Source organism: Rathayibacter sp. PhB127, assembly GCF_003751665.1.
In the GTDB taxonomy this organism is placed as follows: domain Bacteria; phylum Actinomycetota; class Actinomycetes; order Actinomycetales; family Microbacteriaceae; genus Rathayibacter; species Rathayibacter festucae.
The window spans coordinates 65,820-82,039 of the sequence record NZ_RKHW01000003.1; the positions used below are offsets into that span (position 1 = coordinate 65,820).

The window sequence follows — 16,220 nt, forward strand, 5'->3', positions numbered from 1 at the left end:
CGCGGGCTACTCGATCAGCATGCAGCGCTTACACGGAGCATCAGCGTGCAGCCCGTGCAGCGCATGCTGACGCGCGCAGCGCATGCAGCGCGTGCAGCGCGTGCAGCCCGTGCAGCGCGGGTCAGCACGCGCCCGCACATGCTGGTCGAGTAGCGCGCAGCGCGTATCGAGACCCGGCCCGCCAGACGGTGGAACTCGACGCCCCGCTCCCCGAGCGGCTCGGACGGCGCCCGGAAGCCGCGTGCGCCGGAACCGCCCGGCACGCTACGCTCATTACTCAGCCAGCTGACTAATCGAGGAGTGCCATGACCGCCACGACATCCCCCACCCGCGCGGACCGGATCCGGCAGTCGACCGTCGCCGTCAGCGCCGTGCTCGCGGTGATCGGCTCGTTCATCGGCTCGGGAGCAGCAGGCGGCACGCAGATCCAGGACGCCGCCGGCGGTGCGCTGTCCGCGTCCTCGACGCCGGTCGCGCCCGACGGACCCGCCTTCGCGATCTGGAGCGTCATCTACGCCGGCCTCCTCGGCTACGCGATTTGGCAGTTCCTGCCGTCGCAGACCACGCGCACCCGCCACCGCCGGCTCGGCTACTGGGCCGCCGCGAGCCTCCTGCTGAACGCGGCGTGGATCCTGGTCGTGCAGGCCGGACTGCTCGCGCTCAGCGTCGTGGTGATCGCACTGCTCCTCGCCGTGCTCGCGCGGATCTTCATGCTCCTGCGCAGCACCCGCACCGGCGGCGTCGTCGACGCGGTCCTCACCGACGGCACGTTCGGCCTCTACCTCGGCTGGGTCTGCGTCGCGACGGTCGCCAACGTCACGGCCGGCCTCGTCGGCGCGGGCATCGGCAGCGCCAACGGGCCCGGCGCCGCACCCTGGGCGATCGTCGTCCTGATCGTCGCCGCACTGATCGGCGTGCTGATCGCCATCACCGGACGCGGCCGGATCGCTCCGATGCTGTCGCTCTGCTGGGGCCTGGCCTGGGTCGCGGTCGGCCGCTTCTCCGGCGAGCTCGTGTCGATCCCCGCCGGCATCGCCGCGCTGATCGCTGCGGCCGTCGTGCTCGTGGCGACGCTCCTGCTCCGTGTCACCGCCGCCCGCCGTACCGGCACCGCGCGCGTCGCCGCGGCCTGACGCCCCCGCTCAGGCGGGCGGGAACGCGCGGCCGACCGCCTGGCGCAGCAGCGTCCGCCGGCGCTCGTGCTCCGACGCGGCCTCCTCCGCCGTGGCGGCGTAGACGTTGCTCACCGGCGACCAGGCCATCGACATCGCGATGACCAGCGCCATCACGTCGAACGGGTCGGCCGCGACGCCCACCGTGCCGTCGGCCTGAGCGGCGCGGATCGCCTCGAGCTTGCCCTCCTCGCGCACGCGCGCCTCGTCGTCGGCGACGAGGTGGCCGGCCGGGCGGCGCTCGAGGCGCGCCCAGGTGGCGAGCCGAATCAGATCGGGGCGGCGCAGGTACTCGTCGTAGAGGCGGACGGCCCAGTCGCCGAGGTCGGTCGGGTCGATCGGCACGACGTCGACGATCCGGTCGAGCGACGCCTCGAAGACCGCGTCGAAGAGCAGCTCCTTGCTGGTGAAGTAGGAGTACAGCTGCGCCTTGTTGCTGCGGGCGTCGGCCGCGATCCGGTCCACCCGCGCGCCGGCGATGCCGTAGCGGGCGAACTCGGCGGTGGCCGCCGCCATGATCCGCGCACGCGTCGCCTCGCCCTTGTTGGTGGCCGGTGTCGCTCCCATCCCTCGAGACTACCGACCGGTCTGTTCTCCGGCGCCCGCGAGTGCTAGCGTCAAACAAAACAAACCGGTTAGTAGAGACGAGCACATGATGACCAGCACCACCGCCTACGCGGCCACCGCCGGGGGCGGCCTCGCGCCCGCCGTCATCGAGCGGCGCGCCCTCCGCCCCGACGACCTCGCCGTTCGCGTCGACTACTGCGGCGTCTGCCGCAGCGATCTGCACGCCCTCCGGACCCACGCCGCACACTCCGCGCACTCCGCCGACCCCGCCGCCGACCCCGGCCCGCTCGTCCCGGGTCACGAGTTCGTCGGCGCAGTGCTCGGCGTCGGCGCGGCCGTCACGGCGTTCTCCCCGGGCGACCGCGTCGCGGTCGGCAACATCGTCGACTCCTGCGGCGCGTGCGACATGTGCACGGCCGAGCAGGAGAACTTCTGCCGAGAGTTCCCGACCCTGACCTACGGCGGCACCGACCGGCACGACGGCAGCACCACGCTCGGCGCGTTCTCGCGCGAGTACGTGGTCCGCGACCGCTTCGCCTACCCGCTGCCGGCCGGCCTCGACACGGCGGCCGTCGCTCCCCTGCTCTGCGCGGGGGTCACCGTCTGGGAGCCGCTGCGCGCGCACTCCGTCGGCCCCGGCTCACGGGTCGGCGTGGTCGGGCTGGGCGGCCTCGGCCACCTCGCCGTGAAGCTCGCCCGGGCGCTCGGCGCCGAGGTGACGGTCTTCACGACCTCCGCCGCGAAGACCGCCGACGCCCTCGCGCTCGGCGCCACCCGGGTCGTCGTCTCACAGGACGAGGAGGCGATGGCGGCGCAGCGCGGACGCCTCGATCTCGTCCTCGACACCGTCTCGGCCCCGCACGACCTCGCTCCGTACCTGCACGTCCTCGCTCTCGACGGCACGCTGAGCGTCCTCGGGATGCTCGCGCCGGTCCCCGTGGAGGTCACCGACCTGCTGATCGGCCGCAAGAGCCTCACCTCCGGCGGCAGCGGCGGCACCCGCAGCACCCGCGAGCTGCTCGCCTTCTGCGGCGAGCACGGCATCACGGCGGACGTCGAGGTGCTGCCCTCCGCGCAGGTGGGCGCCGCACTGGAGCGTCTCGCGGCGAACGACGTCCGCTACCGCTTCGTCCTCGACCTCGCGGACCTCGACGGCGCCGATCCCGCCCCAGCAGATTGACTGCCGCCCGCCGGAAGACCGCCGGAGCGCCATCTTCTTGAGGCGGGGAACCCAGCCCTCGAGGATCGACGGATGTTCCTCGGTCATCGAACGCACAGCGTCCGCACCCCGTTAACGTTGATCGCCCCGGCGCGCCGACGCTCTCGCGTCCCGTCCGGGGCATACGTGAAGAACGGTACCAGGATCCGGAGATCCACTCCGGCCCCGGACGCCGGATGACGCCCGTCGACCCGGCGACTCTGCCGAACCTTCCAACGGTCATCGGGAGCGATCGCCTGGGCCCGTACCTCGCCTCCACCGGCGACCTGGCCGCCGCGCTCCGGCTCTACAGTTGGAACATCGAGGCGAGCGCCGCGATCCTCGGAGCGAGCTCCGCCCTCGACGTCGGTGTGCGCAATGCGATGCACCGAGCACTTATGGCGCACTGGGGACGGGAGTCGTGGTGGGACGTCGCGCCGCTCCGGGCGAACGAAGGCGATCAGGTCCACGACGCGATCCGCTTCCTCGACCGGCGTCGCGGCGCGGGACAGTGGTCGGCCGGCCATGTTGTCGCTGAGCTGAGAGCGTCGTTCTGGGAGGGGCTCCTGGTGAACCGCTACCACCGCGCGCTCTGGGAGCCCGCACTCGCGCGCGCGTTCCCCTTCTTCACCGGCCGCCGAGGCGACCTGCACGCGCGCCTGGAGCGGCTGCGACTGCTCCGCAATCGAGCCGCACACCACGAGCCGGTACATGCTCGGGACCTGATGGTCGACCACCGATACCTGTGCGAGCTGGCGCAGTGCATCGACGACGACCTCGCCGCCTGGATCCGGAGCCACTCCCGGCTGCCCGACATCGTCGCCGCGCGCGCCGACACCGTCGCGGGCCAGCGGCCCACCCGGTTCTGAGAAGGCCCTTTGCGCGTCCACTCGGAACGCCTCGAGCCCGGCCCCGCGTCAGGCCCGCGCCGACGCCGCCGCGCGCGCCAGTGCCGGGCCGTGCGCCGCCAGCACCAGGTCGCGCACCGCCGTCACCGGCAGCGATGCGGCGCCGGCCGGCAGCAGGTCCGCGTCCGAGGTCAGAACCAGCGGGGTATCCGCCGCCGACACCGGCAGTCGGCCGTGTGTGCCGCGCACCAGCGACGCGTCCAGCGGCACGAGATTCATCGCGTAGCGCAGGCCCAGGGCCTTCTTCGCGAGGTTGCCGGCCGCCTTCGCCTTCACCAGCTTGTCGGCGGGGTCGAAGAACAGCTCCGCCGGGTCGTAGCCGGGCTTGCGGTGGATGTCGACGCCGCGCGCGAAGTCGGGTGCGCGGTCGTCGTCGAGCCAGTAGTAGTAGGTGAACCACGCGCCCGGCCGCGCCACCAGCACCAGCTCGCCGGAGCGCTCGTGGTCGAGGCCGTACCGCGCCTGCGCCTCGCGGTCGAGCACCTCGTCCACCCCGTCCAGCGCCTCGAGCAGCGAGCGCACCCGCGGCAGGTCCGCCGCGTCCGGCACGTAGACGTGCGCGATCTGGTGGTCCGCGACCGCGAAGGCGCGCGAGGTCCACGGGTCCAGCTGCTCGCGGCCGTCCTGCACGTACACCTCGAGCAGGCCCTCGCGCCGCAGCGCCCGGTTGACGTCCACGGGGGTGTCCGCCGCCGCGATCCCGTACTCCGCCACCACCACGACCGACGCACCGAGCGCCTCCGCGTCGTCGAGCAGCGGGGCGAGCACCACGTCCAGCTCGGACGCCGCCCGCCGCGCCTCGGGCGAGTCCGGCCCGAAGCGCTGCAGGTCGTAGTCGAGGTGCGGCAGGTACGCCGTGGTCAGCTGCGGCGGGCCGGAGCCGTCGCCGGCGAGCACGTGCCGGGTCGCGTCCACCATCCACTGCGTGGAGCGCAGCGACGCGGTCGGCCCCCAGTACTGGAACAACGGGAAGGCGCCCAGCTTCCCGACCAGCTCGTCGTGCAGCGCCGGCGGGCGGACGTAGGCGTCCGGCGACTTGCGGCCGTCGGCGTGGTAGATCGGCCGCGGGGTGACCGTGACGTCGGTCGTCGCTCCCATCGCGTACCACCAGCCGATGTTGGCGGCGCGGTAGGGCTCGCCGTCGGACAACCGGCGGGCCGTCTCCCAGACCTTCTCCCCCGTCACCAGGCGGTTGTGCTGCCGCCAGAGGTGCACCTCGCCGAGGTCGCGGAAGTACCAGCCGTTGCCGACGATCCCGTGCTGCGCGGGCATCGTGCCGGTGAGCATCGACGACTGCACGCTGCAGGTGACGGCTGGGAGGATCGTGTCGAGCGGCAGCTGCCCGCCGGCCCGGGCGAGCCGGGACAGCCGCGGCATGTCGGCGAGCGCCGTCGCGGTCAGGCCGACCACGTCGATCAGCAGCACGGGCCTCACAGCGCGACCTCCTCCGCGACGAGGACCGCGACCGGGACTGCGGCACCCGCCGCCAGCACCGCGGCGCGGGCCGGGGCGGTCAGCAGGTGCTCCGCCGCCCAGGCCAGCTCGGCGCCGATGCCGACCGACAGATCGCTCGGCGCGTCCGCGAGCACCGCCCAGGTGTAGGTCTCGACGTCGAGGTGGATCTCGTCGTACGGCCAGGCGGCGTCGACCGCGGAGACCGCCTCCGCGAGCACCGCGGTGGTCGCCGACAGCGGCGCGGCCGGCCGGTGGTGCAGCGGCACGTGGAAGTGCACGCGCCACGGCCCGGCGCCGGGGAGCGTGTCGAGCGCCTCGGGCAGATCGTCGACGCGGAGCACCCCGCCCGCGCCGTTCTCGCGGGTCTGGTGCAGGTAGCGCTTCTCCACGAAGGCCCCGACGGCGGCGCGGGCGGCCGGGTCCGCCGGGTCGGCGACGTGCAGCGCGGCCGAAGCCTGCACCTTCACCACGCGCAGGCCCGCGTCCCGGATCCGCCGGACCGCCGCCGTGGGGTCGGCGAACGACACCGCGAGGTGGCAGGTGTCGAGGCAGACGCCGACGTAGGCCGGGTCGACCAGGCCGATCCGCGGGTGCAGCCAGGCGACGACGTCCTCGACCGTGTCGAGGATGCAGCCCGGCTCGGGCTCGATCGCCAGGCGGATCGCGTGCCCGGTCGAGCGCCGCAGCTCGCGCAGCTCGTCGACCAGCCGCGCGAGCTGCCGGACCGCCGCCGCATCCTGCTCCGCGCCCCAGCCCTCGCGCCAGCCCAGCGGCAGCGTCGAGATGCTGCCGTCGGCGCCGGCGGGCAGCAGATCCGCGAGGATCCGCGCGCAGTCGATCGTGTAGGCGAGGCGCTCGGGCGTGGTCCAGTCGGGCCGGTAGACGTCGAGCTTCACCACCTCGGCGTGGAAGGCGGCGTAGGGGAAGGCGTTCAGCGTCCGCACCTCGAGGCCGTTGCGCTCGAGCGCGGCGCGCAGCACGGCGCGGTCCTCGCGGCTGGCGACCAGCCGGGCGGCGAGGTCGCGCGGGATCCACAGCCCCACGCCGACGGTGTCGAGCCCCGCGGCGACGCGGGCGGGCCCGGCGTAGACGTCGAGCTGGCGCACGACGCCCTCGAGGTCCTCGGCCGGGTGGACGTTGGTGCAGTAGGAGAGGTGCATCAGACGACCTCCGCCACGCGCGGCGCGCCCCGGAGGATCGAGTTGCCCTCGAAGCTGCGCCCCATGGCGTCGACCGCGTCGAAGCCCGGGATCGGGTCGAGGTTCAGCCGTCCGCTCTGCCCGTAGAAGTCGATCGGGTTCTGCCAGAGCAGCCGGTCGACCTCGGCGGCGCTGAAGCCGGCGACGAGCAGCAGGTGCCCGGTCTTCGCGGTGGTCAGCGGATCTGAGCGGCCCCAGTCGGCGGCGGAGTTGACCAGCACGCGGTCCAGGCCGATCCGCTCGACGAGCGTCACCAGGCGGGTCTCGTCCATCTTGGTGTCCGGGTAGATCGAGAAGCCCAGCCAGCAGCCGGAGCCCAGGACGAGGTCGACGGTCGTCTCGTTGAGGTGGTCGACGACGACGAGGCCGGCGTCGATCCCCGACTCGGCGACGACGTCGAGCGTCTGCTGCGTGCCCGCCGCCTTGTCGCGGTGCGGGGTGTGCACGAGCACGGGCAGGCCGTGGTCCTTCGCCAGCTCGAGCTGGTGGCGGAACACCGCGTCCTCCTCCGCGGTCAGCGAGTCGTAGCCGGTCTCGCCGACCGCGACGACGCCGTCCTTGGCGAGGTAGCGGTCGAGCTCGGGCAGCACCTCGCGGCAGCGCGGATCGTTCGCCTCCTTGGGGTTCAGGCCGATCGTGCAGTGGTGCCGGATGCCGTACTGCGCGGCGCGGAAGCGCTCCCAGCCGATCAGGGCGTCGAAGTAGTCGGTGAAGGAGCCGACGCTGGTGCGCGGCTGGCCGAGCCAGAACGACGGCTCGACCAGGGCGCGGACCCCCGCGTCGTGCATCGCCTGATAGTCGTCGGTGGTGCGGGAGGTCATGTGGATGTGCGGGTCGAAGATGCGCATCGTCGCGCCTTTCTCGTGAGGGGTCGTGATGGTGTGCGGGGCCGGCGGTCGTGTCGAGGGACGCGCCGGGGTCCCTCAGCTCGGCAGGAGCACCGCCAGGTCGTCCGGCACCGTGCGGCCGGCGGCGCGGCGCTCGTCGGCGAAGCGGCCGGCCATCGCGGCGAGCTCGGGGTCGCTCCGCCGCTCGAGACCGGAGACGGCTGCGAGCGGGACGCCGCAGAAGACGAGCTTGAGCACGCCGTGCCGCCAGGCGTGCGCGTCGAGGTGCTCCTCGGCGAAGCGGCCCATCGCCGCGGCGACCAGCCGGGTGTCGTTGGCACGCAGGGCGTCCGCGATCAGCTCGCGGCCGGCCGCGGCGAGCGGCTCGCCCGCGCGGCCGGCGGTCAGCGCGTGCAGGCCGACCAGCACGCCGCGGCGCTCGGCGTCGTCGCCGCCCCGGTAGAGCCGGAGGAGCAGGGCGGCCAGGTCCTCGTCGTCGAGGGCCGAGGCGGCGGCCGCGATCAGCGCCGAGCGCGCCGCGTCGTCCTCGGTGCCGTGCACGAGGCCCTGCGGATCCGTGTCCGGGCGGAGCGGCGCGCGGCCGGCCTCCCGACCGGCGGCCGGGAAATAGCGGTCGATCCGCCGCGGCTGCTCGCGGAGCACGGCGCAGGCTGTCGCGGTCCAGGGGTGCTGCGGCGACTCCGCCCCGGTCCCCCGGGTCCCAATCGCCGCCCGCATCGCCGCGAGACTCGCGACCGCGAGGCGCGGCGCGTCGTGCGAGTGCCGCGGCAGCTCCACGGCGGCGATCCCGCGGTAGCCGATCTCCTCGAGCGTCGCGAAGGCGGCCGCGAGGTCGAGCACGCCGGTGCCGAGCTCGAGGTGCTCGTGCCGCTCGGGCAGCATGTCGTCGACCTGCACGTTCACCAGCAGGCCGGCCGCGCTGCGGAGGGCGCCGACGACGCCGTCCGGCTCGACGACCACGCAGTGGCCGAGGTCGACGGTGAGGCCGAACGCCTCCGGATCGCCGAGCTCGCGCCGCAGCAGCAGCGCGTCCGCGACGGTCTCGACGAGCATGCCCGGCTCCGGCTCGAAGCCCAGCCGCACGCCGTAGCGCTCCGCCTCGGTGACGACGCCGCGCATCCGCTCGACCAGGAGCCGCCAGCCGCGGGCGCGCTCCATCCCCTCGGGCAGCACGCCCGACCAGAGCGAGACCGCGTCGGCGCCGAGCAGCGCGGCGATCTCGATCGCGCGGTGCAGGAAGGCCAGGCGCGGTCCGGCCTCCTCGTCGACCAGGGTCGGCCGGTGCTTGGCGAACGGGTCGAGGAGGTAGCGCGCCCCGGTCTCGATCACCACGCGGAAGCCCAGCTCGTCGAGTCGTCGACGCAGGGCGAGGGTGCGCTCGCGGACGTCGTCGGCGAACGGGTCGAGGTGCGGGGTCCCGAGGGTCAGCGCCACCGCCCGGTAGCCGGCGGCGTGCAGCACGGTCAGGGCGTCGTCGAGGGTGTGGTCGGCGAAGCCGTTCGTGCCGTAGCCCAGGACGGGGCCGGCGCTGAGGACGGGGCCGGCGCTGTCCCGCATGCTCTGCTCCTGCCCGCTCATGTGATGTCCGCCGAGACCCTCGGGCGCCGCAGCACGACGGCGCCGAGCGCGTCGAGCCCCAGCAGGGCCGCGCCGAGCTCCGGCCGCCGCAGCCCGGCGAGCGCCGCCTGCAGCGGGACCATCCCCGCGATGCCCGAGCGGGTGGCCGTCCGGGCCGAGGCCGCGTCGGGCGTCCGCACGGCGCGCAGCTGCGGGACCAGCACGAGCGCGATCCAGCGCGCGATCGCGACGGCGACGACCGCGCCGAGAGCCGGGCCGCCCTTCGCGCGGACCGCCCCGACGCCCAGCGCGAGGGCGAGCGCGGCCGTGCCGGTCGCCGCCGCTCCCGCGACCGCCGGGCGGGTGCCGTGCACCTCGCCGCGCGAGAGCACGGTCACTCCGAGCGTGTGCGCCGCGACGGCGGCGGAAGCGGGAGCCGCTGCGCGCGCACCGCCCGCCCCCGCACCGAGCAGCACGTCGAGCCCGCGGCAGGCCGCCATCACGACCGGCCCGAGCGGAGTGGGCTTCGCCAGCAGGTCGTACGACCAGATGCTCGCCGCGAGCGGCACGCTCAGCAGGAGCGAGCGCCGCCCGTCGACCAGCGCCGCGACCGCGATCCCCGCCCCGGTGAGCCCGGCCGCCAGCCCGAGCGCGGCGCCGCGCCGGATCCGCCCCGACGGGATCGGCCGCTCCGGCCGCTCCTCCGCGTCCAGCTCCGCGTCCGCGTAGTCGTTCAGCGCCATGCCCGCGGAGTAGAGGAGCGCGGACGCGAGCGGCAGCGCGACGGTGCGCGCACCGGGCGCCCGGCCGGCCCACGCCGCTCCGGCTACCGTGTCGCCGAGCACCGAGAGCGCCGCCTTGGCGCGCACGAGCTCGAGCCAGTCGCGCAGCTCAGCCATGGCGGATCGCGCCGCCCGCCACGAGCGAGCGCTGGACGACGGCCGCCCCGGTGCGCGCCGACCAGGCGACCAGCTCGGCGGTCTGCTCCGCGAAGCCGTGCACGTCGCTCCCCCACGGGTCCTTGAAGAAGAAGCCCAGCTCCGCGACCGGGCCCTTGACGCCGGCCGCGTCGGCGAGCGACATCAGGCGCGCCAGGTCCAGGATCAGCGGTGCGGCGAGCGCGGAATCATAGGCCGACCAGATGGTCTGCACCGTGATCCGCGAGCCGAGGAACCCCTCGGCGTGCACGTGGTCCCACGCGGTCTTCACGTCGCCGAGGTCCGGCACGTTGTCGATGTGCAGCGGAGTGACGACCTCGTCGCCGAGCAGGCTGCGGAGCCCGCGGTTCTTCGAGACCAGCTTCGAGCGCACCGCCTCCGGGTCGGCGAGGGTCTGGCCGTCGCCGCCGCCGAGCAGGTTCGCGCCCGCCCAGGACAGCACGCGCATCCCGCGCGCCGTGAACATCGGCGCGAGCACGCTCCGGAGCAGGGTCTCGCCGGTCTTGCCGTCCTGTCCCGCGATCGGGATGCCCGCCTCCGCGGCCCACTCCTCGAGCGCGGGCAGCGCGAGCGCCGTGGAGGGGGTGAAGCAGACGTAGGGCGAGCCGGCGGTCACCGCGGCGAGCGCGCTGATCGAGCTCGGCGGCAGCACGGTCTCACCGGGCCGGGCGAGCGCGGCGCGCAGGGCGGCGAGGTCGTGGAACTCGGGGCGGTCCTGCGGCAGCACCTCGGTCGAGGCGACGTCGATCACGACGACCCGGGCGAGCGCGTGCCGCTCGCGGAACTCGACGATGTCGGCCGCCTGACGGTCGATCTCGTCCTGCTGCGAGCCGCCCTCCACGCCGAAGGAGCGCCGGATCTCGCCGTCGGTCGCGTCGAGCCGGTCGGCGACCTCGGCGACGACCGAGGTCGGGAACATCCCGCCGGCCGCCAGGCCCATCGCCTTCTCGAGCAGCGGGGTCGACGAGACGTCGTGCCCGCCGATCACGATCGCGTCGAAGCCGGCGAGCGGCACGTCCTCGAAGGCGGGCGTCGCGGTGGCGCAGCCGTTGCTGGGCGCCGCGCCCGAGGCGATGGCGTGCAGGCCGACGGCGGCCGTGGTGGCGACGCTGCCTCGGGCTCCGATCAGCCAGAGGCCGATGCGCTCCTGCTGCGGGGCGCGGTCAGTGGTGGGGGCAGTGCCGGTGGTGGTGGACGAGGTCATCGTTCTCTCCTGTCTGTGGACTTCATGAGGGGGACGTCATTCGGGGTCTCACTGCGCGTCGAGATTGCGTCACCTCGCGGCGACTGCTTTCCTCAGGTGTGCCGAGCCGCCACCCGACCTCCCGAGCAGTCGCCTGCCGTCGCCCGGACGACGTGTGCACGACCGGCGGGCGCTGAGCGTGGGCGTGCGGGCCGGCTCGCAGACCGGCGACCTGCTGCGGCTCTTCGCCGACGGCCGTCCGCGTACCCGCGCGGAGCTGGTCGAGGAGACGGGACTCGCCCGCACGGCGGTGATGACGCGGCTCGACCTGTTCTTCGAGCTCGGACTGATCACGCACCTCGACCGGGCGCCGTCGACCGGCGGCCGCCCATCGGCCCGGCTGGTGTTCGATCCGTCGGTCCGCGCGTTCCTGGCCATCGACCTCGGCGCGACGCACTCGACGATCGCGCTGACCGACTTCGACGGCCGCATCGTCGTCGAGCGGCGCGAGGAGCTCGACATCGCGCAGGGCCCGATCCGGGTGCTCGACCACGCGCTCGACGTCTGCGACGAGATCCTCGCCGATGCGCACCTGGCGCCCGAGGCGCTGGCCGGCTTCGGCCTCGGCGTGCCCGGCCCGGTCGAGCACGCGAGCGGCCGCCCGGTGCGCCCGCCGATCATGCCCGGCTGGGACGGCTTCGACATCCCGGGCTACATCCGCCGCCGCGTCGACACCACCGTGCTCGTCGACAACGATGTGAACCTTCTGGCCCTCGGCGAGCGCGCCTCGCGCTTCCCGCACGCGCAGGACCTGATCTTCGTGAAGATCAGCACCGGCATCGGCTCGGGCATCGTCTCCGGCGGCGTCCTGCAGCGCGGTGCGCTCGGCGCGGCCGGCGATCTCGGTCACGTCCAGGTGCCGCGCACCGCTCCGGAGGCGGCGGACGGCCGCGACGGCGACCTCGAGGCGCTCGCGAGCGGCGGGGCCCTGGTGCGCGCGCTGGCCGAGGCGGGCCGCGACGTGCACTCGGTCCGCGATCTGCTGGCGCTCCTGCGCGACCGCGACCCGGAGGCGATCGAGGCGGCGCGCCTCGCCGGCCTGCAGATCGGCGAGGTCCTCGCCACCTGCGTGAGCCTGCTGAACCCGTCGGTGATCGTGCTCGGCGGCAGCGTCGCGCTCGCCGCCCCGGAGATCCTGGCCGGGGTGCGCGAGGTCGTCGACCGGCGCTCCCTGCCGCTGGCGACCCAGCGCCTGCACGTGGTGACCGCCGAGCTCGGCGGCAGCGGCGGCGTCCGCGGCGCGGCCCTGATGCTGCGGCAGCACCTCCTCGGCCCGAGCAACGTCGACGCCTTCCTCGAGCAGCTCCGCGAGCAGAGCCTCGCCGAGCGCTGACGCCTCGCCGAGCGCAGCGCCCTCGCCGAGCACTGAGCCCTCGCCGGCGACTGGCGCCCCGGCGACGACGGAGGTCAGGAGCGCACCCCCGCCCGGCCGGTCGCTGAAGGGTCGGTCGCTGCCGGGTCTGTCGCGGAAGGGTCGGTCGTCTCCCGCGAGATGCCACTTGTGAGCTCGACACGCCGTGATTCCTCGTCAAAAGTGGCATCTCGCGGAGGCGTCGCGGCGCCGGCCACCGCGGCGGCGACGGCGGCGTCGATCCGGCGCTGCTCGCCCGCGGCGCGGCGGCGGCGGCGCACGACCGCCAGGACGATCAGCCCGATCAGCAGCGCCAGCAGCAGCAGCGCGCTCCACGGCACGGCCGCGGTCGAGGCCTCGGAGGAGACGGCGGCGACCTCGGGCACGGCGGCCGGGTCGGCGGCCTGCCCCGCGAAGTCGGCGGTGACGACGGTGCCGGTCAGCGCGATCCGGGCGGTCGCGACGAACAGCGGCCAGACCCCGGCGACGGTGACGCTCCGGCTGGTGGAGCTGCCCGGGAGCAGCTCGGGCAGCGGCTCCGGATCGGTCGCGGCGACGCTGCCGAGGCCGAGGAGACCGGAGACCGCGAGCTCGGCGCCCGGGGCGAGGCGGGTGTTGCCCGCGTTGGTGACGGTGTAGTCGATGGTGGTCGTCCCGGGAGCGAACGGGTTCCACTCGCCCTGGTACGAGACGGCGAGGCCGTCGACCGAGAGGCGCGGGGCGAGGTCGCCGCCGACGCGGAGGTACATCCGCGAGCCGAGGCGGCGGTCGACCGAGACCCCGGTCTCGCCCTGGACGAGGATCGAGGAGACGACCCCCGCGGCGTAGTCGCCCGGCACGGCGTCGGCCGGCACCTCGAGCTGGAACGGGATCTGCACGCTCTCGCCCGCAGGGACGACGACGTCCGGGGCCTCGAAGGAGATCCAGCTGCCCAGCTGGGTGGACGGCTCGGCGGCCGGCAGCAGATCGAGCTGACCCGCCTCGGTGATGAAGCCGTCGGAGCCGTAGACGCGGAAGGTCTGCTCCTCGTCGTCGTAGTTGGAGACGATCAGCGCGTCGCTCAGCTGCCCGCCCGGCTCGAGCGCGTAGGCGTAGTTCGGCCGGTCGCTGCCCTGCTCGGTGTCGGCGGGCCGCACCCCCCAGGTCACCGCCGAGCTCGCCGTCTCCGCGAGGGCCTGCGCCGGCAGCACAGCGGCCCCGAGCCCGACGACGAGCAGGACACCGAGCGAACGGAGTGTGGAGCGGAACATCATCGTCCAGCCTTTCGAGGCGGGTGGGTCCCCCCGCGAGATGCCACTTGTGCACGCGACACGCCGTGTCAGGCGTGCACAAGTGGCATCTCGCGGAGGAGGAAGGAGGGGGGGCCGGCCGCCGGGGCTCCGGCGGCCGGCCGAGGGGGGCTAGCCGAGCGCGGTGAGCGTCAGCGTCGCCGTGTAGGTGCCGGTTCCGACCGACAGCGGGAGCTGCAGGTCGAGGTCGGCGCCGAGGACCGAGGATCCGGTCGGGTGCCCGGCCGCGGCGGAGCCGAGGACGCGGGCGGTGGCGAGGCCCTCGCCCGAGACGAACCCGGAGACGACGGGGGCGCCGGCGACGGCACCGCCCTCGTTCTCGAGGACCTTCGGGGTCCAGCCGAGGTACTTGCCCGAGACCGTCTGGTCGCCGGCGCGGAAGTCGCTGATCTGAGCGGTCACCGACCACTCCGGTCCGGACAGGCGCGAGTCGGTCACGCGGACCGGCACGAGCTCGCCCGAGGCGGCGAAGTGGTCGCCCTGCTCCTCGGCGACACCGAGGTTCACCAGGTTGCTGGTGCCCTCGAGGCTCCAGGTCAGCTCGCCCTCGCGCGCGTCCGGCACGATGACCGCGACGGCCTGGTCGCCCTGCGCCGCAGCGCCGGCGGCCGTGCCGGTGAAGTCCCCGTCCACTCCGGCGGCGGTGTTGCCCGCGCCGAAGTTGACCGCCGGAGCGTTCTCCGCGAGTGTGATCCGCCCGCCGACCGTCGAGCCCGCGAGCTGGACGTTGCCGGAGTTGCCCGAGAGCACGAGGTTCCCGCCGACGGTGTTGCCGAGCGCGGCCGCGGAGCCGTCCTCGTTCGCGCCGAGGAGCACACCGCGCGAGGATCCGCTGACCGTCAGCGAGCCGCCGACGATCGCGCCGCCGACACTCACGCCGAAGTCGCTGCCGGCGAAGGTCGCGTCGCCGCCGACGCTGGTGCGCGCCACGTCGACGTAGTTCGCCGCATCGGTGCTGACCGAGCCGTCAACCGAGACGTCGCTGAGCTCGAAGTCGATGCCGCCCGCCTCGACCATGCCCGCGACGGTGAGGTCGCGGAGGTAGAGGAAGCCGGCGCGCGAGCCCTCGGAGAACGACACGACGTCGCCGCCGACGCTGGTGCCGTCGATCGAGATGCCGTACGCGTCCGTGCCGATGACGTCGCCCTCGATCGTCGCCGAGGTGGCGTCGAGCCAGGCGTCGTCGCCGACGGTGATCGAGCCCTGCACGACGACGTTGCCCAGTACGCAGGTCTCGCCGGCGGCGACGGTGAGGTCGCCCGCGATCGTCGTGTTGCCGAGCTCGGTCGTGCACTCCGTCGTCGCCGCGAAGGCGGACGGCGCGGCGACCATCGCGAGGGAGGCGGCCGCGAGGACCGCCGTGGTCGTCTTCCACTTCATGGGGGTTCTCCTCGGTGCGCCGGTGCGCGTGGTGGTGCGGGGAAGGGAGGCGCCGGCGCGGCGCGAGGACTCAGCCACGGAGAGCCTCGATGGCGTCGTAGCTGCGCGCGGCGTTGCCGAGCGAGTTCACCGGGTTGGGCGCGACGGCCTGGGTGGGCGCGGTGTCCTGCTCCCAGACGCCGTAGCGCTGGCCGCGGTCGCGCAGCTCCGACAGGAACGCCTGGTACGGCAGGTTTCCCGCGCCGAACTCGATGATGTCGTAGCCGTTGGTGTTGGCGTTGTTCGTCTTGCCGTCCTTGAGGTGCAGGATCGGGTAGCGGCGCGGGTTGCGCTTGATGTAGTCGAGCGGCTCGAAGCCCGGGTAGAGCTTCTTCCCCACGTAGGCCCAGTAGACGTCCATCTCGAGGAACACGTGCTTCGGGTCGGTGTTGTCGTAGAACACGTCGTAGAGGCGCGTGTTCGGGTCGTCCGAGCCGAAGGCGAACTCGCCCGCGTGGTTGTGCTGGTAGAGCTTCATGCCCGCGGCCGAGACCTGCTGGCCCCAGGCGTTCCACTCGTCGGCAGCGGCGCGGTAGCCCGCGACGGTGTTGACGTTGGTCGGCGCGTTGCCGGTGCCGAGGTGCGGGGTGCCGAGGATCTGCGCGATCTCGATCTGCTTCCCCAGCTCCGAGCGGAGCAGGTTGGTGCCGACGTGCGAGCCGACGGCCCGCAGGCCGTTGTCGTCGAGCAGCTGGCGGATCTCCTGGGGGGTGATCGCGCCGACGTTGCCCTGGGTGTAGCCGGCGAACTCGATCTCGCTGTAGCCGATGCGGCCCAGCTCCTCGAAGACGGCCCGGAAGCCGATCGACGAGACCTTGTCGCGGACGCTGTAGAGCTGGATCCCGATCCGGTTGATCGGGACGAGCCGGTTGGCGCCGGACGAGGGGGCGGGAGCGGCGAGGGCGCCGGGCGCCAGCGCGCCGGCCCCGACTCCGACGGCGACCGTGGAGGCGGCGAGCGCCGTCATCAGCGCGCGTCGGCTCATCGGCTTCGCCGTGATGGATCCGTGGTGGTGGTGCATTGTCTCTCCTTCGAAACGGAACATGCAGATGGATCAGGGGGGACCGGCCGGCCCG

14 protein-coding genes are annotated in these 16,220 nt (G+C 74.1%); 4 read left to right on the forward strand and 10 right to left on the reverse strand.

Going from position 1 to position 16,220, the window contains the following annotated elements; genetic code table 11:
* Positions 1-305: 305 nt before the first annotated feature.
* Entirely contained in the window at positions 306-1,133 is an 828-nt protein-coding gene (locus EDF22_RS14995; RefSeq protein WP_123705694.1) for a tryptophan-rich sensory protein, read from the forward strand.
* Positions 1,134-1,142: 9 nt separating this feature from the next.
* On the opposite strand, the gene EDF22_RS15000 is transcribed toward EDF22_RS14995, so the two are convergent.
* Positions 1,143-1,739, reverse strand: coding sequence for a TetR family transcriptional regulator (locus EDF22_RS15000; protein WP_123705695.1), 597 nt, complete (start codon positions 1,737-1,739; stop codon positions 1,143-1,145).
* A gap of 88 nt (positions 1,740-1,827) precedes the next feature.
* On the opposite strand from EDF22_RS15000, the gene EDF22_RS15005 reads away from it, so the two are divergent.
* On the forward strand, positions 1,828-2,919 hold the full coding sequence (locus tag EDF22_RS15005) for an NAD(P)-dependent alcohol dehydrogenase (RefSeq protein WP_123705939.1): 1,092 nt from the start codon (positions 1,828-1,830) through the stop codon (positions 2,917-2,919).
* 215 nt (positions 2,920-3,134) lie between these two features.
* Positions 3,135-3,806: a hypothetical protein gene (locus tag EDF22_RS15010; RefSeq protein ID WP_123705696.1), complete on the forward strand. Its 672-nt coding sequence runs from the start codon at positions 3,135-3,137 to the stop codon at positions 3,804-3,806.
* A 48-nt stretch (positions 3,807-3,854) separates the two neighbouring features.
* Here EDF22_RS15010 and EDF22_RS15015 read toward each other — a convergent pair whose 3' ends face one another.
* The 6 genes from EDF22_RS15015 to EDF22_RS15040 all read right to left on the reverse strand — a co-directional run bounded on the left by EDF22_RS15015 (position 3,855) and on the right by EDF22_RS15040 (position 11,046).
* Positions 3,855-5,279, reverse strand: a complete 1,425-nt coding sequence (locus tag EDF22_RS15015) for an alkaline phosphatase family protein (RefSeq protein ID WP_123705697.1) — start codon at positions 5,277-5,279, stop codon at positions 3,855-3,857.
* Positions 5,276-6,460, reverse strand: coding sequence for a metabolite traffic protein EboE (eboE, locus tag EDF22_RS15020; RefSeq protein ID WP_123705698.1), 1,185 nt, complete (start codon positions 6,458-6,460; stop codon positions 5,276-5,278). Before eboE ends, EDF22_RS15015 begins: the two co-directional genes overlap by 4 nt.
* Entirely contained in the window at positions 6,460-7,347 is an 888-nt protein-coding gene (locus tag EDF22_RS15025) for a TatD family hydrolase (RefSeq protein ID WP_123705699.1), read from the reverse strand. The genes eboE and EDF22_RS15025 overlap by 1 nt, the downstream gene beginning before the upstream one ends.
* 75 nt (positions 7,348-7,422) lie before the next feature.
* Positions 7,423-8,904, reverse strand: a complete 1,482-nt coding sequence (locus EDF22_RS21340) for an EboA domain-containing protein (protein WP_123705700.1) — start codon at positions 8,902-8,904, stop codon at positions 7,423-7,425.
* A 17-nt stretch (positions 8,905-8,921) separates the two neighbouring features.
* On the reverse strand, positions 8,922-9,803 hold the full coding sequence (locus EDF22_RS15035; RefSeq protein ID WP_185038967.1) for an SCO3242 family prenyltransferase: 882 nt from the start codon (positions 9,801-9,803) through the stop codon (positions 8,922-8,924).
* Positions 9,796-11,046, reverse strand: coding sequence for an inositol-3-phosphate synthase (locus EDF22_RS15040; protein ID WP_123705701.1), 1,251 nt, complete (start codon positions 11,044-11,046; stop codon positions 9,796-9,798). The genes EDF22_RS15035 and EDF22_RS15040 overlap by 8 nt, the downstream gene beginning before the upstream one ends.
* 154 nt (positions 11,047-11,200) lie before the next feature.
* Between EDF22_RS15040 and EDF22_RS15045 the strand changes: the two genes are divergently transcribed.
* Entirely contained in the window at positions 11,201-12,418 is a 1,218-nt protein-coding gene (locus EDF22_RS15045; protein WP_260303486.1) for an ROK family protein, read from the forward strand.
* A 74-nt stretch (positions 12,419-12,492) separates the two neighbouring features.
* On the opposite strand, the gene EDF22_RS15050 is transcribed toward EDF22_RS15045, so the two are convergent.
* The 3 genes from EDF22_RS15050 to EDF22_RS15060 form a co-directional block, all read right to left on the reverse strand.
* Positions 12,493-13,686, reverse strand: coding sequence for a hypothetical protein (locus tag EDF22_RS15050; protein WP_148059208.1), 1,194 nt, complete (start codon positions 13,684-13,686; stop codon positions 12,493-12,495).
* A gap of 150 nt (positions 13,687-13,836) precedes the next feature.
* A complete protein-coding gene (locus EDF22_RS15055; RefSeq protein WP_123705703.1) occupies positions 13,837-15,105 on the reverse strand; it encodes a hypothetical protein in 1,269 nt (422 codons plus the stop codon).
* 70 nt (positions 15,106-15,175) lie between these two features.
* The gene (locus EDF22_RS15060) at positions 15,176-16,165 is read right to left on the reverse strand and encodes a sugar phosphate isomerase/epimerase (protein WP_260303488.1); all 990 of its coding nucleotides are present in this window, start codon (positions 16,163-16,165) and stop codon (positions 15,176-15,178) included.
* Positions 16,166-16,220 lie beyond the last annotated feature (55 nt).

What these genes read in the sequence shown, in the direction of transcription:
- EDF22_RS14995 (WP_123705694.1), top strand. Translation starts at nt 306, where the DNA reads ATGACCGCCACGACATCCCCCACCCGCGCGGACCGGATCCGGCAGTCG.
- EDF22_RS15000 (WP_123705695.1), bottom strand. Translation starts at nt 1,739, where the DNA reads ATGGGAGCGACACCGGCCACCAACAAGGGCGAGGCGACGCGTGCGCGG.
- EDF22_RS15005 (WP_123705939.1), top strand. Translation starts at nt 1,828, where the DNA reads ATGACCAGCACCACCGCCTACGCGGCCACCGCCGGGGGCGGCCTCGCG.
- EDF22_RS15010 (WP_123705696.1), top strand. Translation starts at nt 3,135, where the DNA reads ATGACGCCCGTCGACCCGGCGACTCTGCCGAACCTTCCAACGGTCATC.
- eboE (WP_123705698.1), bottom strand. Translation starts at nt 6,460, where the DNA reads ATGCACCTCTCCTACTGCACCAACGTCCACCCGGCCGAGGACCTCGAG.
- EDF22_RS15025 (WP_123705699.1), bottom strand. Translation starts at nt 7,347, where the DNA reads ATGCGCATCTTCGACCCGCACATCCACATGACCTCCCGCACCACCGAC.
- EDF22_RS21340 (WP_123705700.1), bottom strand. Translation starts at nt 8,904, where the DNA reads ATGCGGGACAGCGCCGGCCCCGTCCTCAGCGCCGGCCCCGTCCTGGGC.
- EDF22_RS15035 (WP_185038967.1), bottom strand. Translation starts at nt 9,803, where the DNA reads ATGGCTGAGCTGCGCGACTGGCTCGAGCTCGTGCGCGCCAAGGCGGCG.
- EDF22_RS15040 (WP_123705701.1), bottom strand. Translation starts at nt 11,046, where the DNA reads ATGACCTCGTCCACCACCACCGGCACTGCCCCCACCACTGACCGCGCC.
- EDF22_RS15050 (WP_148059208.1), bottom strand. Translation starts at nt 13,686, where the DNA reads ATGTTCCGCTCCACACTCCGTTCGCTCGGTGTCCTGCTCGTCGTCGGG.
- EDF22_RS15055 (WP_123705703.1), bottom strand. Translation starts at nt 15,105, where the DNA reads ATGAAGTGGAAGACGACCACGGCGGTCCTCGCGGCCGCCTCCCTCGCG.
- EDF22_RS15060 (WP_260303488.1), bottom strand. Translation starts at nt 16,165, where the DNA reads ATGCACCACCACCACGGATCCATCACGGCGAAGCCGATGAGCCGACGC.